This is a genomic window from Rhizobium sp. CB3171 (genome assembly GCF_029714265.1).
Classification (GTDB): Bacteria; Pseudomonadota; Alphaproteobacteria; order Rhizobiales; family Rhizobiaceae; genus Rhizobium.
Map to the genome: position 1 here is coordinate 1350370 of NZ_CP121653.1, position 16059 is coordinate 1366428.

Genomic DNA, 16059 nt, shown 5'->3' on the forward strand with positions numbered 1-16059 from the left:
CGCTTGGCTCGATCCTCATTATTGCGCGGCGAGGGATCATCCCTCGCGGCCTGCACGCAACTCCTGCAGCCGGATGACCGAGTTCACGCCGAGCCATGCGATCGGCTCGGGCGGCAACTTGCTCGGCTCCGGTTGATTTCTGTATTGTTCGAGTTCAGGGCTACCCGCCCCTGTCGCCAGATCGGCAGCCATCATCCCCGCGAGTGTGCTCTTGACGGTGCCGAGGCCATTTTCGCAGCAGGCAGAAAAGAGCCCTTCTTCGACCTCACCAAATGCTGGCACATGGTTCCGGCTGAGGCACAGCGCACCGGCCCAGCTATATTCCAGGGGCAAGCCTTTCAGTCCGGGGAAACGGGCATCGAATGACCGGCGCTGCTCGGCAGCTATGCCGGCGACACGCCTATCCGACACCTGGAGGCTTGGATCGTATGTGAACCTCGTCCTTATGACGATGCGGGACAGGCCGTTTGTGGTGATCTTGCGTACGGTCGCGCCCATGGGGTCTGCAGGCAGAAGCGCCCAGCGGTCCGCTCCGGTAACGCCGCCATATTCGTTCTGTGAGAAGGCGGTGGTCATCGATGCGTAGGTAAAGATGTGCATCAAGCGGCGGCGAAAGTGGCCGAAGCTTTCGATGTGGCCGTTCACACCCAGAATGACCTTCGGCGCAGACACGGATCCGCGGTTTGACTTGGCCTTCCAGAACCTGCCTTCGCGCGAAAGCTCCAGCACCGGTGAATGCTCGTAAAGATCGATTTTTGATCGCAATCCGCGCGCCAAGCCCCGGATATATTCCGCCGGCTGGATCAGCACGGCCCCTGGGGTATAGAGCCCTCCTCGATAATAGTGCGAGCCGGTCATTTCCCGCATCTGATCGGCATCGAGAACGCGATAATCTTCGCCGATCTTCTCGAGGGACTTTCTGTAATTCTCGTTGAGCCCCAAGCCCCTGTCCGACGCAGCGGCGTTCGTCTTGCCCGATGGATCGAATGTTTCCTTGGACAGGCCATACTCGGCCGCAACATCCGCGGCGAACGCGATTGCCAGGCGGTTCTGTCTGATCTCGTCCTTGGTGGACTGCTCGTCGGCAACCGAGTACTCGCCGGACGAGAGATTGTGCGGCACGTCGATCATGAAGCCGGAATTTCGTCCGGCCGGTCCTTTTGCGAGTTCACGAGCCTCAAGAATGACGATCTTGTCCTGCGGCCGCGATTGCGAGAGGCGCCGGGCCGCAGATAGCCCGGCAAATCCTGCGCCGATGATCAGCCAGTCCGCAGTAATGTCGTGGTCAAGCGCCGTCACGGGATAGGCGCGTTCGCTAATCGCCTCCCATCCCGAAACGCCGGTATCAATCGGTAGGCGCTTGATCACATGCCGGGTCATCGGATGGTCTCGTCGACGGAGCGATCGGAGATGTCGATCCAGATGGTCTTGAGTTCGCAGTAGTTGTCGTGTGCGAAGATCGACTTGTCGCGGCCGCCGAAGCCGGATTCCTTGTAGCCGCCGAACGGGGTCGTCGCGTCGCCTTCGCCGAAGCAGTTGACCGTGACGAGGCCGGCCCGGATGTCGCGCGACAGGCGGATCGCATGCTTCAGGCTGCCGGTATAGACCGATGCCGTCAGGCCATAATTGGTGTCGTTGGCAAGGGCGACCGCCTCGGCCAGCGTGTTGAACGTCGTCACCGACAGGATCGGCCCGAAGATCTCTTCCTTGAACAGCCGGCTGGAGGAGGTGACGCCGTCGACCACCGTCGGCTCGACGAAGATGCCGCCATGTGTTTCGCCGCCATGGGCGATCGTCAGCTTCTCGCTTTTGACGTCGTCGAGGAAGGAGGTGACCTTCTCATAGTGGTTCTTGCTGACCAGCGCACCGACGCGGTTTTCCGGATCGAGCGGATCGCCCGTCTTCCACTCGCGCATATAGGCACCGATGCGCTTCAAAAGCTCGTCCTTGATCTTGGCATGGACGATGAGGCGGGAACTGGCGCTGCAGTTTTCGCCCATGTTCCAGAAGGCGCCATTCACCACCTGCTCGGCGACGAGATCGAGATCCTCTGCATCCTCCAGCACCACGGCCGGGTTCTTGCCGCCGCATTCGAGCACGACCTTCTTCAGGTTGGAATCGGCGGAATAATGCAGGAAGCGTCGCCCGGTCGGCGTCGAGCCGGTGAAGGCCACCATGTCGACATCCATGTGCAGGCCGAGCGGCTCGCCGACCTCCCGGCCGCTGCCGGTGACGACATTGAAGACACCGGCCGGGATGCCGGCTTCATGCGCAAGTTCGGCAACCCGCAGCGTCGTCAGCGTCGTCTCCTGCGCCGGCTTGACGACGACCGAGCAACCGGCCGCCAATGCCGGGCCGATCTTCCAGGCGAGCATCAAAAGCGGGAAGTTCCAGGGCAGGACGCAGCCGACGACACCGATCGGCTCGCGCACCACCATCGCCAGCGCATTCGGGCCGACCGGATTGGTGTTGTCATAGAGCTTGTCGATTGCCTCGGCGTGCCAGCGAAGGGTGTGGATGGTATCGGGCACGTCGACGGTCTGGCATTCGCGAACCGGCTTGCCGCTGTCGAGGCTTTCCATCACCGCCAGTTCATGGCGGTTGTCTTCAAGCAGCTTGGCGAACTTGATCAGCGTCGCCTTGCGCTCGCCGGGCGACAGTTGCCGCCAGCGGCCATCCTCGAACGCCTCTCTTGCCTTGAGGACGGCGTAATCGACATCGCTTGCGTCACAGGCGGCAACGTCCGCCAGAAGTTCGCCGGTCGCCGGGTTCGTCGTCTTGAACGTCTTGCCGGAATTGGCCGGACGGAAGCTGCCATCGATGAAGGCATTGGTCGGGAACTGAAGGCCGGCGGCGATTGCCTTGTATTCGGCTGCGGTCAAGGGTTCATGCATGATTGGCTCCCGAGGTGGTCTGGGCGACCGTGCGCTTCAAGGTGGAAACAACGGTCTCAAGGGTTCTTTTCTCTTCGGAGTTCAGTCCGCGCAGCGGCGCGCGGACCGGACCGGCTTTCAGGCCGATGATCTCGCAGCCATGTTTGATCGACTGCACGAATTTGCCGCATTCGAGGAAATCCATCAGCGGCAGCATCGCCGCCATGATCGCCCGGCCCTTGTCGAAGTTCTTCTCGATGACACAGGCCTCGTAGAGCGCGACATGCTCGCGCGGCAGGAAGTTGGAGCCGGCGCAGACCCAGCTCCTGGCGCCCCAGGCGAAGAATTCGAGCGCCTGATCGTCCCAGCCGCATGACAGCGCGATGTGCGGAAACTTCCGGGCGAGCCGATGCAGGTTGCCCATGTCGCCGGAGCTTTCCTTGATCGCCACCACGTTCTTGGATTTGCCGACGCGGGAGAAATACTCCTCGCCCATCATCACACCCATGCGGGCGGGATAGTTGTAGAGCATGATCGGCAGGTTGGCGGCGCGGTCGACGGTCAGTGCATGAACGGCGTTTTCGCGCTCGGTCGGCAGGGCATAGGGTGGCGACGACACCAGGATGGCATCGGCGCCGATGTCCTTGGCCGCCTTGGCGTATTCGACCGAATCTTCGGTGCGCGTCGCGCCGGTGCCGATGATCAGCGGCAACCGGTTGCCGATCACCTCCTTGGCGTAGGCGCCGAGCTCGAAACGTTCCTGGCTGCTCTGGGCATAATATTCGCCCGTCGATCCGCCGACAATGATGCCATGCACGCCGGCATCGATCAGGGATTCCAGGACCGCAGCAAACCCGGCCCGGTCGATCTGCCCGTCCGAGCTCAGCGGCGTGATCGCAGGCGTGTAGATACCTTCAAACTTCACGGCAGTTTCTCCAATGATTGCACGCTCGGACCGCCGATCATGGCGTCCGACTTAAGTCCTTGTGGCGCGATGAACATTTCCATGTTCTCGCGGGACAGTTCCCAATGCTCGAAGACCAGGTCGACGACGGCGTCTTCGTCGTGAGCGCTCAAGGCCTCGATGAAGCTGTCATGGTGCTCGACCGCCACCTGCAGGCGGCGCCGCATGTCCTGATTTCTCGGACGGAAGAAGGTGTGCCCGATGCGCGCATGGTCGATCAGGAGCCGGCCGAGGCTCGGCTGCAGATAGACGTTGGCCGACATCTCGCCGAAGATTTCGTGGAAACGATTGTTCTCGAGAACCATCGTAAACGCGTCCATGTCCACGCTGGCCTGGCGAAACCGCTCCTGCGTCTCCTTCAGATCGGCAAGCTGGGCCGGCTTGAAGTTCTGTACCGCGAGGCGGCCGATCGCCGCGTAAATCATCGGCGCAACCAGAAAGAAGTTCCTGAGCGTCGCGTGGTTCATCGGAATGACCCGAGCTCCGCGGTTCTCGCGAATATCGATATAGCCCTCCCCCGCAAGCCGCCGGAAGATGTCGCGAACCGGGGTGCGCGAAAGACCGTAACGCACGCTGAGGCTCACCTCATCAAGATCGGCATCGGGATCCAGCTCCATCGTCAGGATCTGGCGCTTCAAGTCCTCATAGAGGCTGCTCTTTACGGTCTTCGCCATGGGAAAACTCCGCTTCTCTTTCCTGATGAGGGGATCATTGCACGCTCAGCCGCTCGTGTCAATAATTGTGTACTTGTTGTACACAATGAGTGTTTAGTAAGAATACAATTATGAAAGTGCAAGCCGCCGGGAAGCCATCTTCCCGAGAGTGAAGTCTGATGCGACAGGCAAATTCATCCAGCAACCGCCAGGCAAAAGGCCGGTATTCGGCCACTGCGAAGCCAAGGGAGCTGGATCCAATGATGGGCGAATTGAGGTCACGGAGAGGCCGGCAAACAAGCCGCCAAAGTCCTCAGTGGCCCTTTGATGTCAGGGCCTCTTAAGTGGCGTCGGTCTGGAGCGGCGCAATCGAAGGAACTCCATCTCAAGGGCCGCGTTAACTCGCCAGCATGCCTCTTGAACAAGAAAGAGCCCCATGGCGATCAGATATAGCAAGCCACAAATGAGCAGGACATCGGCGCAAGACGTTGAATGCATTGAGAGGTTTCCCAGTCGAAACGACATCTGAGCGCTTCGTCAAGCGAGCTAAATACCCCGCCTGCTAGCCCCTTCACTATCGACACTCGTTCGCGTCAGGTTCTCCGCGGTGAGCAAGGCCCTCATGAGATCAATGAACCTCGGAAAGCGATACTCAGGTCCGATTTTGATCGGCCTGCTACTTTATGCAGGCATTGCGACATCGGCTTTCGCCGCGAATGAAGGCCATACCGCCGTGCCCTCCGAAGGACTTTTCCTTATTCAAATTGTCATCCTGGTTATCGTCGGGCGATTGCTCGGGGAACTTATGGTGCGCATCGGGCAGCCTTCGATCATGGGCCAAATCATCGGTGGGGTATTGCTTGGTCCGTCCGTTCTCGGTGCGATCCTGCCTGATTTTCAGACCATAGTGTTTCCCGCCGACGATGCGCAAAAAAGCATGATCAACTCGGTGGCGCAGCTAGGCATACTTTTTCTACTTCTGTTGGCGGGAATGGAGACCGACCTCGGCTTGGCGCGACGAATGCGGCGCGCGGCATTAGGTGTCTCGTTCACGGGCATCGTCGTCCCCTTCGCGGCAGGTTTTGCGCTTGGCGAACTCCTTCCGGCGAGCTTGCTTCCCGACCCCGAAAAGAGACTTGTGGCCTCGCTGTTCCTGGGTACGGCGCTTTCCATCTCGTCGGTGAAAATCGTCGCCTCCGTCGTTCGCGAAATGGACTTCATGAGGAGAAATATCGGTCAGTTGATCGTTGCCTCCGCCATCATCGACGACACGGTTGGCTGGGTCATCATCTCGGTCACCTTCTCCCTTGCGGAAAAAGGAGGAGTCGAGCTGCCGACGCTTGCAAAGAGCGTGATCGGCACTCTTATGTTCATGGGAGTGAGCTTTACGATTGGACGACGTGTCGTCTTCGAGATAATCCGTTGGACGAACGACCGCTTCAAAAGCGACCTTCCCGTCCTCAGTGCCATTGTCGCGATCATGGGCGTCATGGCGATCATCACCGATTTAATTGGCGTTCATACGGTCTTGGGCGCGTTTGTGGCAGGCATCCTCGTCGGACAGTCGCCCATCCTGACACGTCAAATAGACACGCAGCTTCGAGCGCTGACGACGGCTCTGTTTATGCCTGTGTTCTTTGGTCTCACCGGGCTTCAGACAGATCTAACGGTCCTTCGGGATCCGGCAATCCTGTTGCTGGCAAGCGGCTTGATCGTCATCGCCAGCATCGGAAAGTTCGGCGGCGCATTTCTCGGTGGCCGTTTCGGGGGGTTCTCAAATTCGGAAGCCATTGCGCTCGGCTGCGGTATGAACGCGAGGGGTTCTACCGAGGTGATCGTTGCTTCCATCGGACTTTCCGTCGGCGTCCTGGATCAGCGGTTGTTTTCCATCATTGTAGCAATGGCCGTCGTCACAACAATGCTCATGCCGCCGACTTTGCGATGGGCGCTTGCGCGGTTGCCGGTTCGGGCAGAGGAGCAGAACCGGCTGGAGAGCGAGGAGTTCGAAAAGGCGAGCTACCTCGGCAAATTTGAACGCATATTGCTGGCGGTCGATCTGTCTAAAAATGGCAACCTGGCCTCTAGAATCTCAGGGTTCCTCGCCGCGATCAGGCAGATGCCGGTGACTGTGCTGCGTATTGACGACGAGGCAAAGAGTGAGACGAGCGAGCAGCGGTCGGACGCAGACGGCGTCGCAACATTTGTAGATCGCGTCAAGGCAACCGCAACGAAATCCGTGGCGCAATCCGATGCCAATTCTGCCACACCCTCGGACGTCCACGTCACCGGCAGAAAGAAAGGCGGCGATCTGGAGCGAGCACTTTCCGAAAGCGCTGAGCAAGGACACGACCTGATGATCATCGGAGCCGAACCAGCCATCGCCGACGCCGGGGGGCTGGACGAGCGTTTTACAAAGATGACGTCCTCGTTTCAGGGAACCGTAGCCATTACCTTCAGCAGAGGGCGGGTACCAGAAGAGGATAGTAAACTCCGCATCCTCGTTCCGGTCTCAGGGACGGAGCGCTCCACCCGCGCCGTCGAATTCGCTTCGGCAATCGCAAAAGCTGCGGCTTGTGAAATCGCCGTCGTATACGTCACCGATCCCCAGCAACTCCTTCGGCGCCCCCGCCTCAGCGATACGAGCGATCTTCATGAAGAAGCCTTCAAACGCGTCGACGAAATCGCGGCAAATTATGGCCTCGACATTCAGAAAACCGTTGAACGAGGGACATCGCCGGAGCTGGCTATATTACGAAACGCCAGGCGCCGCCGCGCAAATCTGATAGTGCTGGGCGTCAGCAGGCAAGCGGGCAAAAGGCTTTCCTACGGAGGAATTGCCAATTCACTGATCGACGCCGCTGACAGATCGATCGTCGTTATCGAAGCTGAAAAATAGCATCCGGATGGCCCGCGGGTACCGCGCGTCGTTCCGCACGGCGTCCGGCGCATCTTTTCGTCAGGTTAAGCGTTACCGCAAAGCGATGGGCTGTCTGATGGAGTAACCTGATGAGAAAGCGTGTCCGCCATGGTCGTCCACAAAGTACGGCTTCCCTATTTCAAACAACTAGTATTGCGATCCTCGCCTTGCTCGTGGCTCGTGCATTCGTGAAGCGAGAACATATCGAAGCCGGGCCTGCTAAGGCTGGAGACCACGCGCTCCATCAGGAACTCGGGCGATTTGCAGCCGTTCCGGAGCAAATACCGGCCCGCGGCTTGCGTGATGTGTTCTGGCGCGTCATCCACGAGGTCAGCGACGATCGCATTACGCTCGTTGCCGCAGGCGTGACCTTTTATCTTCTGCTTGCGCTCTTTCCTGCACTTGCAGCACTCGTTTCGCTCTATGGCTTCGTTGCCGATCCCGCGAGCATCAGTGATCATCTCCGTTCACTTGCCCTTCTCCTTCCCCCCGGCTCCTTTGACATGATCGCCGATCGGCTGAACGATCTCGTGGAACGGCGGAGCGAGACGCTGAGCGTGGCGTTGTTTCTCGGATTGGGGGTCGCCTTGTGGAGCACGCATAGCGGAACATTGGCACTCTTCGATGCGATGAATGTTGCTTATGAAGAAGCCGAAAAGCGCGGGCTAGTCCGCCTCAATCTCATCGCGCTCTGTTTTACGCTATGTGCAATATTGGCGGCCATATTGGTCATTGGATCGGTCGCCATCATGCCGCTGGCCTTGTCTTTGCTTTGGCTCGACCAGTGGAAGGAGAACCTCGTGCTGATCCTGCGCTGGCCAATTCTGTTGGTTCTCATGATCATTGCGGTGACGGCAATTTACCGGTTCGGCCCAAGCCGGGAACCAGCGAAGGTGCGATGGCTCACCTGGGGAGCCGCACTGGCAACCGCAGGCTGGATCGCCATGTCCCTGCTGTTCTCTATCTACCTCAAGAACTTTGCCAACTACGATGCCACCTATGGCACGCTTGGCGCTCTGATCGGCTTTCTGATCTGGATCTGGCTGTCCATGGTGATCTTGCTGGTCGGGGCGGAAGTCAACGCGGAACTGGAGCACCAGACGGCGGTTGACACGACCATCGGCCCCGCCCTTCCCATGGGCAGTCGTGGCGCTCACGTTGCCGATACGATCGGGAAATCTTTCACCTGAGCGGCAGTGAAACATTCGATGATGTTGCGGTCAAAATGTCTGGCCGCTTGCCACTCGACGATCCTGGTCTTATATAGTCATTATAGTCACAATGGTCAGGAAGAAACGAGCAATGCGACCAACACCAAGCGAGCAAAATTGGACTGTCGCCAGCGCAAAGGCGAAACTTTCCGAGGTCATCGAATGCGCGCAATCCGCGCCGCAGACAATTACGCGAAACGGCAAGCCAAGTGTCGTCGTCGTCTCTGCCGAAGAGTGGCATCGGAAGACTGCGCGCAAAGGCACGCTTGCAGAGTTTCTGATGGGGTCACCCCTGCGCGGCGCCGATCTGGACCTCGAACGTCAGCGCGACGACCCGCGTGATCTTTCGCTGTGAGACTGCTGCTAGACACCAATGTCCTGTCTGAGGTGACAAGACCGCGCCCTGATGCGCATGTTTTGAAATGGCTAGATGGTCTCGACGAGGATCGCTCCTTCATCAGTGTCGTATCGATCGCGGAGATCCGGCGCGGGGTTGCACTGATGGATAGCGGGCGGAAGCGCGACGCGCTGACTGAATGGCTTGCCCAGGACCTGCCGCAACGCTTCGAGCATCGTGTCCTCCCTGTGAATGAACCGGTTGCCGTGGCCTGGGGCGATCTGATGGGCCTCGCAAAGCGGAACGGCCGCGGCCTGTCGTCCATGGACGGCCTGATCGCTGCCACGGCGATTGCCCATAATCTTGCCCTTGCAACGCGCAACATAAGAGATTTCGAAGGCTTTGGGATTGAGCTGGTCGATCCGTGGGTGGTATGACATCCATAGTGGACGGCAACGCTGGAAGCTCGCGCATGCCGGAATATGGCAAGCATGGCCGCCGCCTCGAATGCGCCAATTCAGATCGGCCGCAGAACCGCTAAGCTTCGGGCTTCGAGCTGCAGGCTTTGCTCGGCGATTGCTTCTACGCCCCTCGCCATCGGATCCGATGTGGTGAGTTCCAAAACCCAGCTTTTGTCATCGGGCAGGCTGAAGTCGACATTTTCATCCTGAGGATTGAACAGGAGCAGCACGTCGTCCCACCCTTCCTCGAAGGGGTGCTCACGTGACAGACGCAGTCCGATGGTCGTGCTTGCCTCATCTTCCCAATGTTCTTCGGCATGCTCGCCACCGCCGGGATTGAGCCAGATGACGATCAAGCCATCGCGCCAATTCTCCCGCCTGAAGATCGAATGATCCTGTCGAAGCGCAATTAGACGTTTGGTGAAAGCGCGGAGTGTTTCGGCACTCTCATAGGGTGCCTCCCAGTGTAGCCAGCTAAGCTCATTGTCCTGGCAATAGCCGTTATTGTTGCCCATCTGGCTGCGGCCGAACTCGTCGCCGGCGAGCAACATCGGCGTCCCATGCGACAGGAACAGGGTCGCCATGAAATTCCGCTTCTGACGATCTCGCGTCGTGTTGATGTCCTCGTCTTCCGTTGGCCCTTCGGCACCATAGTTGAAACTGCGGTTGTCGTTGTGGCCGTCCTCGTTGTCCTCGCCATTGGCCTCGTTGTGCTTGTCGTTGTAAGAGACGAGATCGTTGAGGGTAAAGCCGTCGTGGGCCGCAAAGAAGTTGACGCTCGCCCATGGTCGGCGCCCGCGCAGATCATAGACGTCGCCCGAGCCGAGGATGCGCGCGGCGAAATCTCTCGTCGTGCCCGGGGTGCCGTTCCAGTAGTCGCGGATCGTATCGCGATATTTGTCGTTCCATTCTGCCCAGCCCGGCGGAAAGCCGCCGACATGATACCCGCCGGGGCCGATATCCCACGGCTCGCCTACAAGCTTGATTTTGGAGAGCACCGGATCTTGGCCAACCGCATCAAAAAAGCCGCTGCGCTGGTCGAAGCCTTGCGGTTCCCGGCCGAGAATTGTGCCGAGATCGAAGCGGAAGCCATCAACCTCCATCTCCTCAGCCCAATAGCGAAGCGAGTCCGTCACCATCTGCAGTACGCGTGGGTGAGACGTATTGATGGTGTTACCGGTGCCCGTGTCGTTGATGTAGTAGCGTGGCGTGTCGGGCAGAGTGCGATAATATGAAAAATTGTCGATGCCTTTGAACGAGAGGGTCGGGCCAAGCTCGTTGCCTTCGGCCGTATGATTGTAGACGACGTCCAGGATCACCTCGATGCCGCCGTCATGGAAGGCGCGCACCATTTCACGGAAGCCTGCAAAGCCTTTCGGACCGTAGTAGCGCGAAGCCGGTGCAAAAAAGGCGAGCGTATTGTAGCCCCAGTAGTTGCTGAGGCCCTTGTCGAGCAGATGGCCGTCATCCGGAAAAGAGTGGATCGGAAGCAGCTCGATCGAGGTAATGCCAAGGCTTTTGACATAGTCGACGATCGCTTTCTGGCCGAGCCCGTCAAACGTGCCGCGCAGTTCCCCTGGAATTGCCGGATGCAGCATCGTCAATCCCTTGACGTGAGATTCATAAAAAATCGTTTGCGACCATGGAACGGACGGCTTTGGGTAGGGAGTTTTATCTCTGCCATTGAGATCGATGACGCGGCACTTCGGCATCAGGGGGCCACTATCCGTCTCGTCGAAAGACAAATCTTTCAGCTCGTCATCCAGAATGTAGCCGAATTGCGCTTGCGACCATTCGACATTGCCCACCAATTCGCGGGCGTAGGGGTCGATCAGCAGCTTGTTCGGGTTGAAGCGATGACCCCCATCGGGATCAAACGGCCCATGAACACGGTAGCCGTATAGACCGCCGGGTTTCAGGTCCGGCATATAGCCATGCCAGATCTCATTGGTGAATTCCGGCAAAACAATCCGCTCGATCTCCCGAGTTCCGGTCTCATCGAAGAGACAGAGTTCCACCTTTTCCGCATAGGCGCTGAAGAGCCCGAAGTTGACGCCCTGTCCGTCGTAATTTGCTCCGAGACGCGTGAAATCGCCTGGCTCGATCGAATATCGCTTTCCGTCTTGTGTCATGCAGGCCTCTTCTTTGATGCACCCACAAACCCCGCAACGACACGTTTTGTTCCGGCACACCGACGGCTGTGGATTGGCCGACAAAATAGTTAGTTGGATGTGACAAGGAAGGAGACGGGAAGTTCCTCAAACAATTGCGCCGCGGAAACATTGCCAGCAATAAGCGACTTACCCGTCAGCAGATCCCGCATCTGCCCACGAAGCCTTGGCGGTATCGACACCGCCGTGTTCTCCCAGAAATCAGCTCCGGTACCGGCAGCATCCGCCAGCCGCGGGACGATCGTGATTGCCGCCTCCTGGTGATGAACTCGGGCAAAGGCGACGAGGTTGTCCGGCCGCTGTCCCTTGACCTCAAGGGGCAGGTAGCTGCCTTCGAGAAAGAGTTGAGGATGGTCGTTTCGATGGCGCAGGACGCTTCGGATGATCTGCCGTTTCAGGGATGTGGCCCACGGCTTTTCGAAGGGAGATAGGACTTGCACCGCGCCGGCTGCACGATAATCGATTGGCCTTCGGTTATCCGGGTCGACCATACTGAAATCGAGACCCTCAGCCCCCTGGTAGATATCGGGGATGCCAGGGGCGGTGAGCTTGATCAGCAACTGAGACAGGCCGTTCAAATAACCAAGCTTAATAAATGGTTGCAGTGTCTTTCTGAAGTCGCTCAGGAAATCGTGGTTTTGAGGCGAAAGCAAAGCGGCGGTGTAATCCAAAACTGCCTTTTCATATTCGGGCTTTTCCTCCATCCAATCCGTTCGCAACTTCGCCTCGCGTATCGCCTTCAACACAAAGGCCGAAAACCGGTCTTTCAGCTCATCCGTATCGCTTTGCCCGATATCGTCAGGCCAGATTCCTGCCAGTGTCTGATACAACATCCATTCGATATTGGGCTCCGGCGCCGGCTCGTCCGCAAGATCGGTGCGAAAGGTTGCATTCAACGCGCGCCACCGCGCGACACCGTCGATCCAGACGTCAGGATGCAGTGAAAGGCTGTAGAGACGCGCACGCGCGTCTTCTCCGCGTTTCGTGTCATGCGTCGACGTCGCGGAAAGCCCATACGGCTGGCGCTGAAGTCGATCCGCCATCGCTTGGTGAAAGGCGGCAACGCCACGCGGCGGCTTTGCGGGTTCGCCACCGACCTCATTCATCGCGATCAGGCGATTGTACCGATAAAACAGCGTATCTTCGACGGCCTTTGCCATGATCGGACCGCTGAGTTGCTGAAATCTGGCTCGAAACTCCACAACCCGGTCATCCGCGTTTTCTCCGCGCAACAGGCTGCCGATCGCGTCCAAAGCGTCCACCGCCGGCAATCTGGCTCGCGCCTTTTCTATCGCCATACAAAGGACCGCATCATCCGCCGCAGACAGAGCTCCCCGGTAACCATAAGTACGATAGACCGGAAAGGCGACCAACAGCTCCCGAAGCGCCGACAACACTTCCGCTCCGCTGACTCTAGGAAAAATCGACTTGCCCAACCTGGTCAGGCGCGCCATCTCGCCGGCGAAATTGCGCTCGACCATCAGCAGCTTCGCGTTGCGCAAACCAGTGGCAAAGTCGGAATGCTCATTGTCGACGGTCGCGTATGCTGCCTCGATTTTTTGTAAGCCCTCGTCTGCAACGAAGAGGTCCGCCATGGCGGAGATGAATTCGTATCCGGTGGTGCCCGACACGGGCCAGCCCGTCGGCAGGTTCTCGCCGCGGCCAAGGATTTTCTCAACCACGATGAACGTGTCGGCACCGACCGCCCGCCGCAGGCGTTCAAGATAGGTTTTCGGATCCGCAAGCCCGTCGATATGATCGATGCGCAAACCCTGTACTTGACCGGACCGGACCAGTTCTATCGTCAGCCGATGCGTGTCTTCAAAGACCCGCTCGTCTTCCACCCTTATGCCGACCAGTCCCGCGACCTCGAAGAAGCGGCGGTAGTTGAGGTGCCGTGCGGCATCTTTCCAAAGAAGCAATTGCCAGTGCTGCTCTTGGATCAGCTCTTTCATTTTCGCTGCATCCCGTGAAAAAGCCTGCAATCGCTCGGTATCCCCGCCTGTCTGCGCTATCATAAATTGGGCGCTGCCTTCGGAGAGTGGAAAGCAATTGTCGAAATAAGCCAATTGCAAAGGACCTACGGTGGGATCGTAACGGAGCTGAAGCTCGCCGGCCGCGAGGGCTTCTTCAAGAGGCTTACCAAGCCACGGCAATGTCAACTTCTCGCTCCAATCGATGTCGAAATGGCCGGCATAAATGCTTTTCGGCCCATGTCGTAGCACGTCGCGCCACCAGCCGTTTTCGAGCGAGGCAGCCATATGGTTCGGAACGATATCGACGATGAGGCCGAGTCCGGCTCTTTGCAAACTTGCCGTCAGCATGTCGAACCCCTTGCGACCGCCTATCGCCGGGTCGATCCCGTTTGGATCGGTGATGTCGTAGCCATGCGTCGACCCTTTCGTAGCCGTGAAGATCGGCGAGAGGTAGAGGTGGCTGATGCCGAGATCTTGCAGATAAGGAACAAGCTCGCACGCCCGGTCGAAAGTGACGTCGCCGCGACATTGCAGGCGGTAGGAGGAGGTCGGAACACGCATAGCTTTCCCCTGCATAAGAATGGCTTCTATCAACGGAGCCAAACAAGATCTGTTCCGGGCTGAGGAACACTCGCCGACAGGATGCGTTGGAGGACGTGCAGAATTCAAAGCGACGACACGGGCGGAGAGGACATGCAAAACAGCTTCACATTCGGGCCTGATATCAAGGCGCATTCCGTCACGTTCCGCCTCTGGGCGCCGTTGCAGGACCGTGTGAAAGTCAGGATCGAGCAGCACGGGGAACGGGAGATGCGCCGGCAGCAGGACGGATGGCATATCGCTGATGTACCGCAGGCACGCCCGGGTGATCTTTACAAGTTCGTGCTCTCCGACGGTCTGGAAGTGCCGGATCAGGCATCGCGTTTCCAGCCAAACGATGTTCATGGCCCCAGCGAACTGATCGATCAGACGTTCGAGTGGCGCATGGAGCGTTGGAAAGGCCGGCCTTGGGAGGAAATCGTCATCTACGAACTGCATGTCGGAGCGTTTACGGAAGCCGGCACCTTCCTGTCCGCCATCGAAAAGCTCGATCATCTGCAACGGCTCGGCATCACGGCGATCCAGCTCATGCCACTCAGTGATTTTTCGGGGCGATATGGCTGGGGCTATGACGGCGTTCTGCCCTATGCGCCGGACAGCAGCTATGGTCGTCCCGAAGATCTGAAAATGCTCGTCGACGCGGCACATGAGCGTGGCATCTGCGTTTTCCTGGACGTCGTCTATAACCACTTCGGCCCGGACGGAAATTACCTGTCCACTTACGCACCGATCTTCAGCAACCGGCACAAAAGCCCCTGGGGCAATGGTCTCAACTATGATGGCGAGGGCAGCCGCTTCGTACGCGATTTTGTCATCCAGAACGCCATCTACTGGTTAAGCGTGTTTCGCATGGATGGTCTGCGGCTCGATGCCGTTCATGCAATCAAGGACGACAGCGATCCGCATGTCCTGAACGAGCTGGCCGACAGCGTCAGACAGGCGCTCCCCGATCGCCACATCCATCTCATCCTTGAGAATGAGGACAACAATTCAGGTCTTTTGGCTCGCGATCCTCATGGCAAGCCGTCTCACTTCACGGCCCAATGGAACGACGATATCCACCATGCCCTCCACGTGGCAGCGACCGGCGAGACCTTCGGCTACTACCGCGACTATGTCGATTATCGATCGCACATAGGCCGGGCGCTTGCCGAGGGCTTCGTATTTCAAGGGGAACACATGGGGTATCGAGGGCGATCCCGAGGATCGCCCAGCGCCGGTCTGCCGCCAACGGCCTTTATTTCCTTCATGCAGAACCACGACCAGATCGGCAACAGGGCCATGGGCGACCGTATGGTCACTTCCCATTCGATTGAAGCCATAAAAGCAATCGCGGCCGTCTATCTGCTCTCACCGCAAATCCCGATGCTGTTCATGGGCGAGGAATGGGGTGCCATCACACCTTTTCCCTTCTTTTGCGATTTCGACGAGGAACTGAATAGCAAGGTGAGGCTCGGCCGAAAGGAGGAACTATCACGCCTACCTGGCTTCGATGCAGAGGATGCGCCCGATCCGACCTCAGAGGCCACTTTTCGCAGCGCAAAGCTGCGTTGGGACGAGGCGGAGCAGGACAAGGCACTCAACGCCTATTACGAGCGGCTGATAACGCTCCGGCGCGAAAAGATCGTGCCACTTCTCCCACACGCCCAAGGTCACTCGGCCGTCCACGACAAAAGCGGCTCACTGGTGCGCGTCACCTGGCGACTGGGCCAGGCAAAGCTCGGTCTTATTGCCAATTTGTCGGACAAGGCCATTGCCGCCACAATCCCTGCCGATGCACAGACGCTCTTTACATCGGGCAATATTGCCAGCGCTCAAATCGGCCCTTGGACAGTCGCCTGGGGCCTGTCGTCTTGATATCCGATTCAGCCGAGCATCGGAGAGGCCGGTCACCAG

Annotated in this window: 11 protein-coding genes; 5 read left to right on the forward strand and 6 right to left on the reverse strand. The window is 58.5% G+C overall.

Annotated elements, in window-relative coordinates:
• Positions 1-36: 36 nt before the first annotated feature.
• The 4 genes from QA648_RS25575 to QA648_RS25590 are packed head-to-tail and all read right to left on the reverse strand — an operon-like array spanning position 37 to position 4511.
• Positions 37-1380 (reverse strand): FAD-binding oxidoreductase, encoded by a 1344-nt coding sequence (locus tag QA648_RS25575; protein WP_283054188.1) that lies wholly within the window; start codon positions 1378-1380, stop codon positions 37-39.
• Positions 1377-2894 carry an aldehyde dehydrogenase gene (locus QA648_RS25580; RefSeq protein WP_260304528.1) on the reverse strand — a complete coding sequence of 506 codons (1518 nt, stop codon included), beginning with the start codon at positions 2892-2894 and terminating at the stop codon, positions 1377-1379. The genes QA648_RS25575 and QA648_RS25580 overlap by 4 nt, the downstream gene beginning before the upstream one ends.
• Positions 2887-3798 carry a dihydrodipicolinate synthase family protein gene (locus tag QA648_RS25585; RefSeq protein ID WP_283054189.1) on the reverse strand — a complete coding sequence of 304 codons (912 nt, stop codon included), beginning with the start codon at positions 3796-3798 and terminating at the stop codon, positions 2887-2889. Before QA648_RS25585 ends, QA648_RS25580 begins: the two co-directional genes overlap by 8 nt.
• The gene (locus QA648_RS25590) at positions 3795-4511 is read right to left on the reverse strand and encodes a GntR family transcriptional regulator (RefSeq protein ID WP_104826585.1); all 717 of its coding nucleotides are present in this window, start codon (positions 4509-4511) and stop codon (positions 3795-3797) included. The genes QA648_RS25585 and QA648_RS25590 overlap by 4 nt, the downstream gene beginning before the upstream one ends.
• Positions 4512-5112: 601 nt before the next feature.
• Between QA648_RS25590 and QA648_RS25595 the strand changes: the two genes are divergently transcribed.
• From QA648_RS25595 to QA648_RS25610, 4 genes are all read left to right on the forward strand, one after another.
• Positions 5113-7386 carry a cation:proton antiporter gene (locus QA648_RS25595; RefSeq protein WP_283054190.1) on the forward strand — a complete coding sequence of 758 codons (2274 nt, stop codon included), beginning with the start codon at positions 5113-5115 and terminating at the stop codon, positions 7384-7386.
• Between the two features lie 110 nt (positions 7387-7496).
• Positions 7497-8597: a YihY/virulence factor BrkB family protein gene (locus QA648_RS25600; RefSeq protein ID WP_283054191.1), complete on the forward strand. Its 1101-nt coding sequence runs from the start codon at positions 7497-7499 to the stop codon at positions 8595-8597.
• A 112-nt stretch (positions 8598-8709) separates the two neighbouring features.
• Positions 8710-8973 carry a type II toxin-antitoxin system prevent-host-death family antitoxin gene (locus QA648_RS25605; RefSeq protein ID WP_104826582.1) on the forward strand — a complete coding sequence of 88 codons (264 nt, stop codon included), beginning with the start codon at positions 8710-8712 and terminating at the stop codon, positions 8971-8973.
• The gene (locus tag QA648_RS25610; RefSeq protein WP_283054192.1) at positions 8970-9392 is read left to right on the forward strand and encodes a type II toxin-antitoxin system VapC family toxin; all 423 of its coding nucleotides are present in this window, start codon (positions 8970-8972) and stop codon (positions 9390-9392) included. Before QA648_RS25605 ends, QA648_RS25610 begins: the two co-directional genes overlap by 4 nt.
• An 80-nt stretch (positions 9393-9472) precedes the next feature.
• Here the strand turns inward: QA648_RS25610 and glgX are convergent, their stop codons facing one another.
• Complete coding sequence (gene glgX / locus QA648_RS25615) at positions 9473-11548, reverse strand: glycogen debranching protein GlgX (RefSeq protein ID WP_283054193.1); 2076 nt, start codon at positions 11546-11548, stop codon at positions 9473-9475.
• 89 nt (positions 11549-11637) lie between these two features.
• Positions 11638-14124 (reverse strand): malto-oligosyltrehalose synthase, encoded by a 2487-nt coding sequence (gene treY, locus QA648_RS25620; RefSeq protein WP_283054270.1) that lies wholly within the window; start codon positions 14122-14124, stop codon positions 11638-11640.
• 132 nt (positions 14125-14256) lie between these two features.
• Between treY and treZ the strand changes: the two genes are divergently transcribed.
• Positions 14257-16020, forward strand: a complete 1764-nt coding sequence (treZ, locus tag QA648_RS25625) for a malto-oligosyltrehalose trehalohydrolase (RefSeq protein ID WP_283054194.1) — start codon at positions 14257-14259, stop codon at positions 16018-16020.
• Positions 16021-16059: the final 39 nt, after the last annotated feature.

Excerpts from the sequence above, each read along its gene's own strand:
- QA648_RS25575 (WP_283054188.1), bottom strand. The coding sequence starts at position 1,380 with ATGACCCGGCATGTGATCAAGCGCCTACCGATTGATACCGGCGTTTCG.
- QA648_RS25580 (WP_260304528.1), bottom strand. The coding sequence starts at position 2,894 with ATGCATGAACCCTTGACCGCAGCCGAATACAAGGCAATCGCCGCCGGC.
- QA648_RS25590 (WP_104826585.1), bottom strand. The coding sequence starts at position 4,511 with ATGGCGAAGACCGTAAAGAGCAGCCTCTATGAGGACTTGAAGCGCCAG.
- QA648_RS25595 (WP_283054190.1), top strand. The coding sequence starts at position 5,113 with ATGAGATCAATGAACCTCGGAAAGCGATACTCAGGTCCGATTTTGATC.
- QA648_RS25600 (WP_283054191.1), top strand. The coding sequence starts at position 7,497 with ATGAGAAAGCGTGTCCGCCATGGTCGTCCACAAAGTACGGCTTCCCTA.
- QA648_RS25605 (WP_104826582.1), top strand. The coding sequence starts at position 8,710 with ATGCGACCAACACCAAGCGAGCAAAATTGGACTGTCGCCAGCGCAAAG.
- glgX (WP_283054193.1), bottom strand. The coding sequence starts at position 11,548 with ATGACACAAGACGGAAAGCGATATTCGATCGAGCCAGGCGATTTCACG.
- treY (WP_283054270.1), bottom strand. The coding sequence starts at position 14,124 with ATGCGTGTTCCGACCTCCTCCTACCGCCTGCAATGTCGCGGCGACGTC.
- treZ (WP_283054194.1), top strand. The coding sequence starts at position 14,257 with ATGCAAAACAGCTTCACATTCGGGCCTGATATCAAGGCGCATTCCGTC.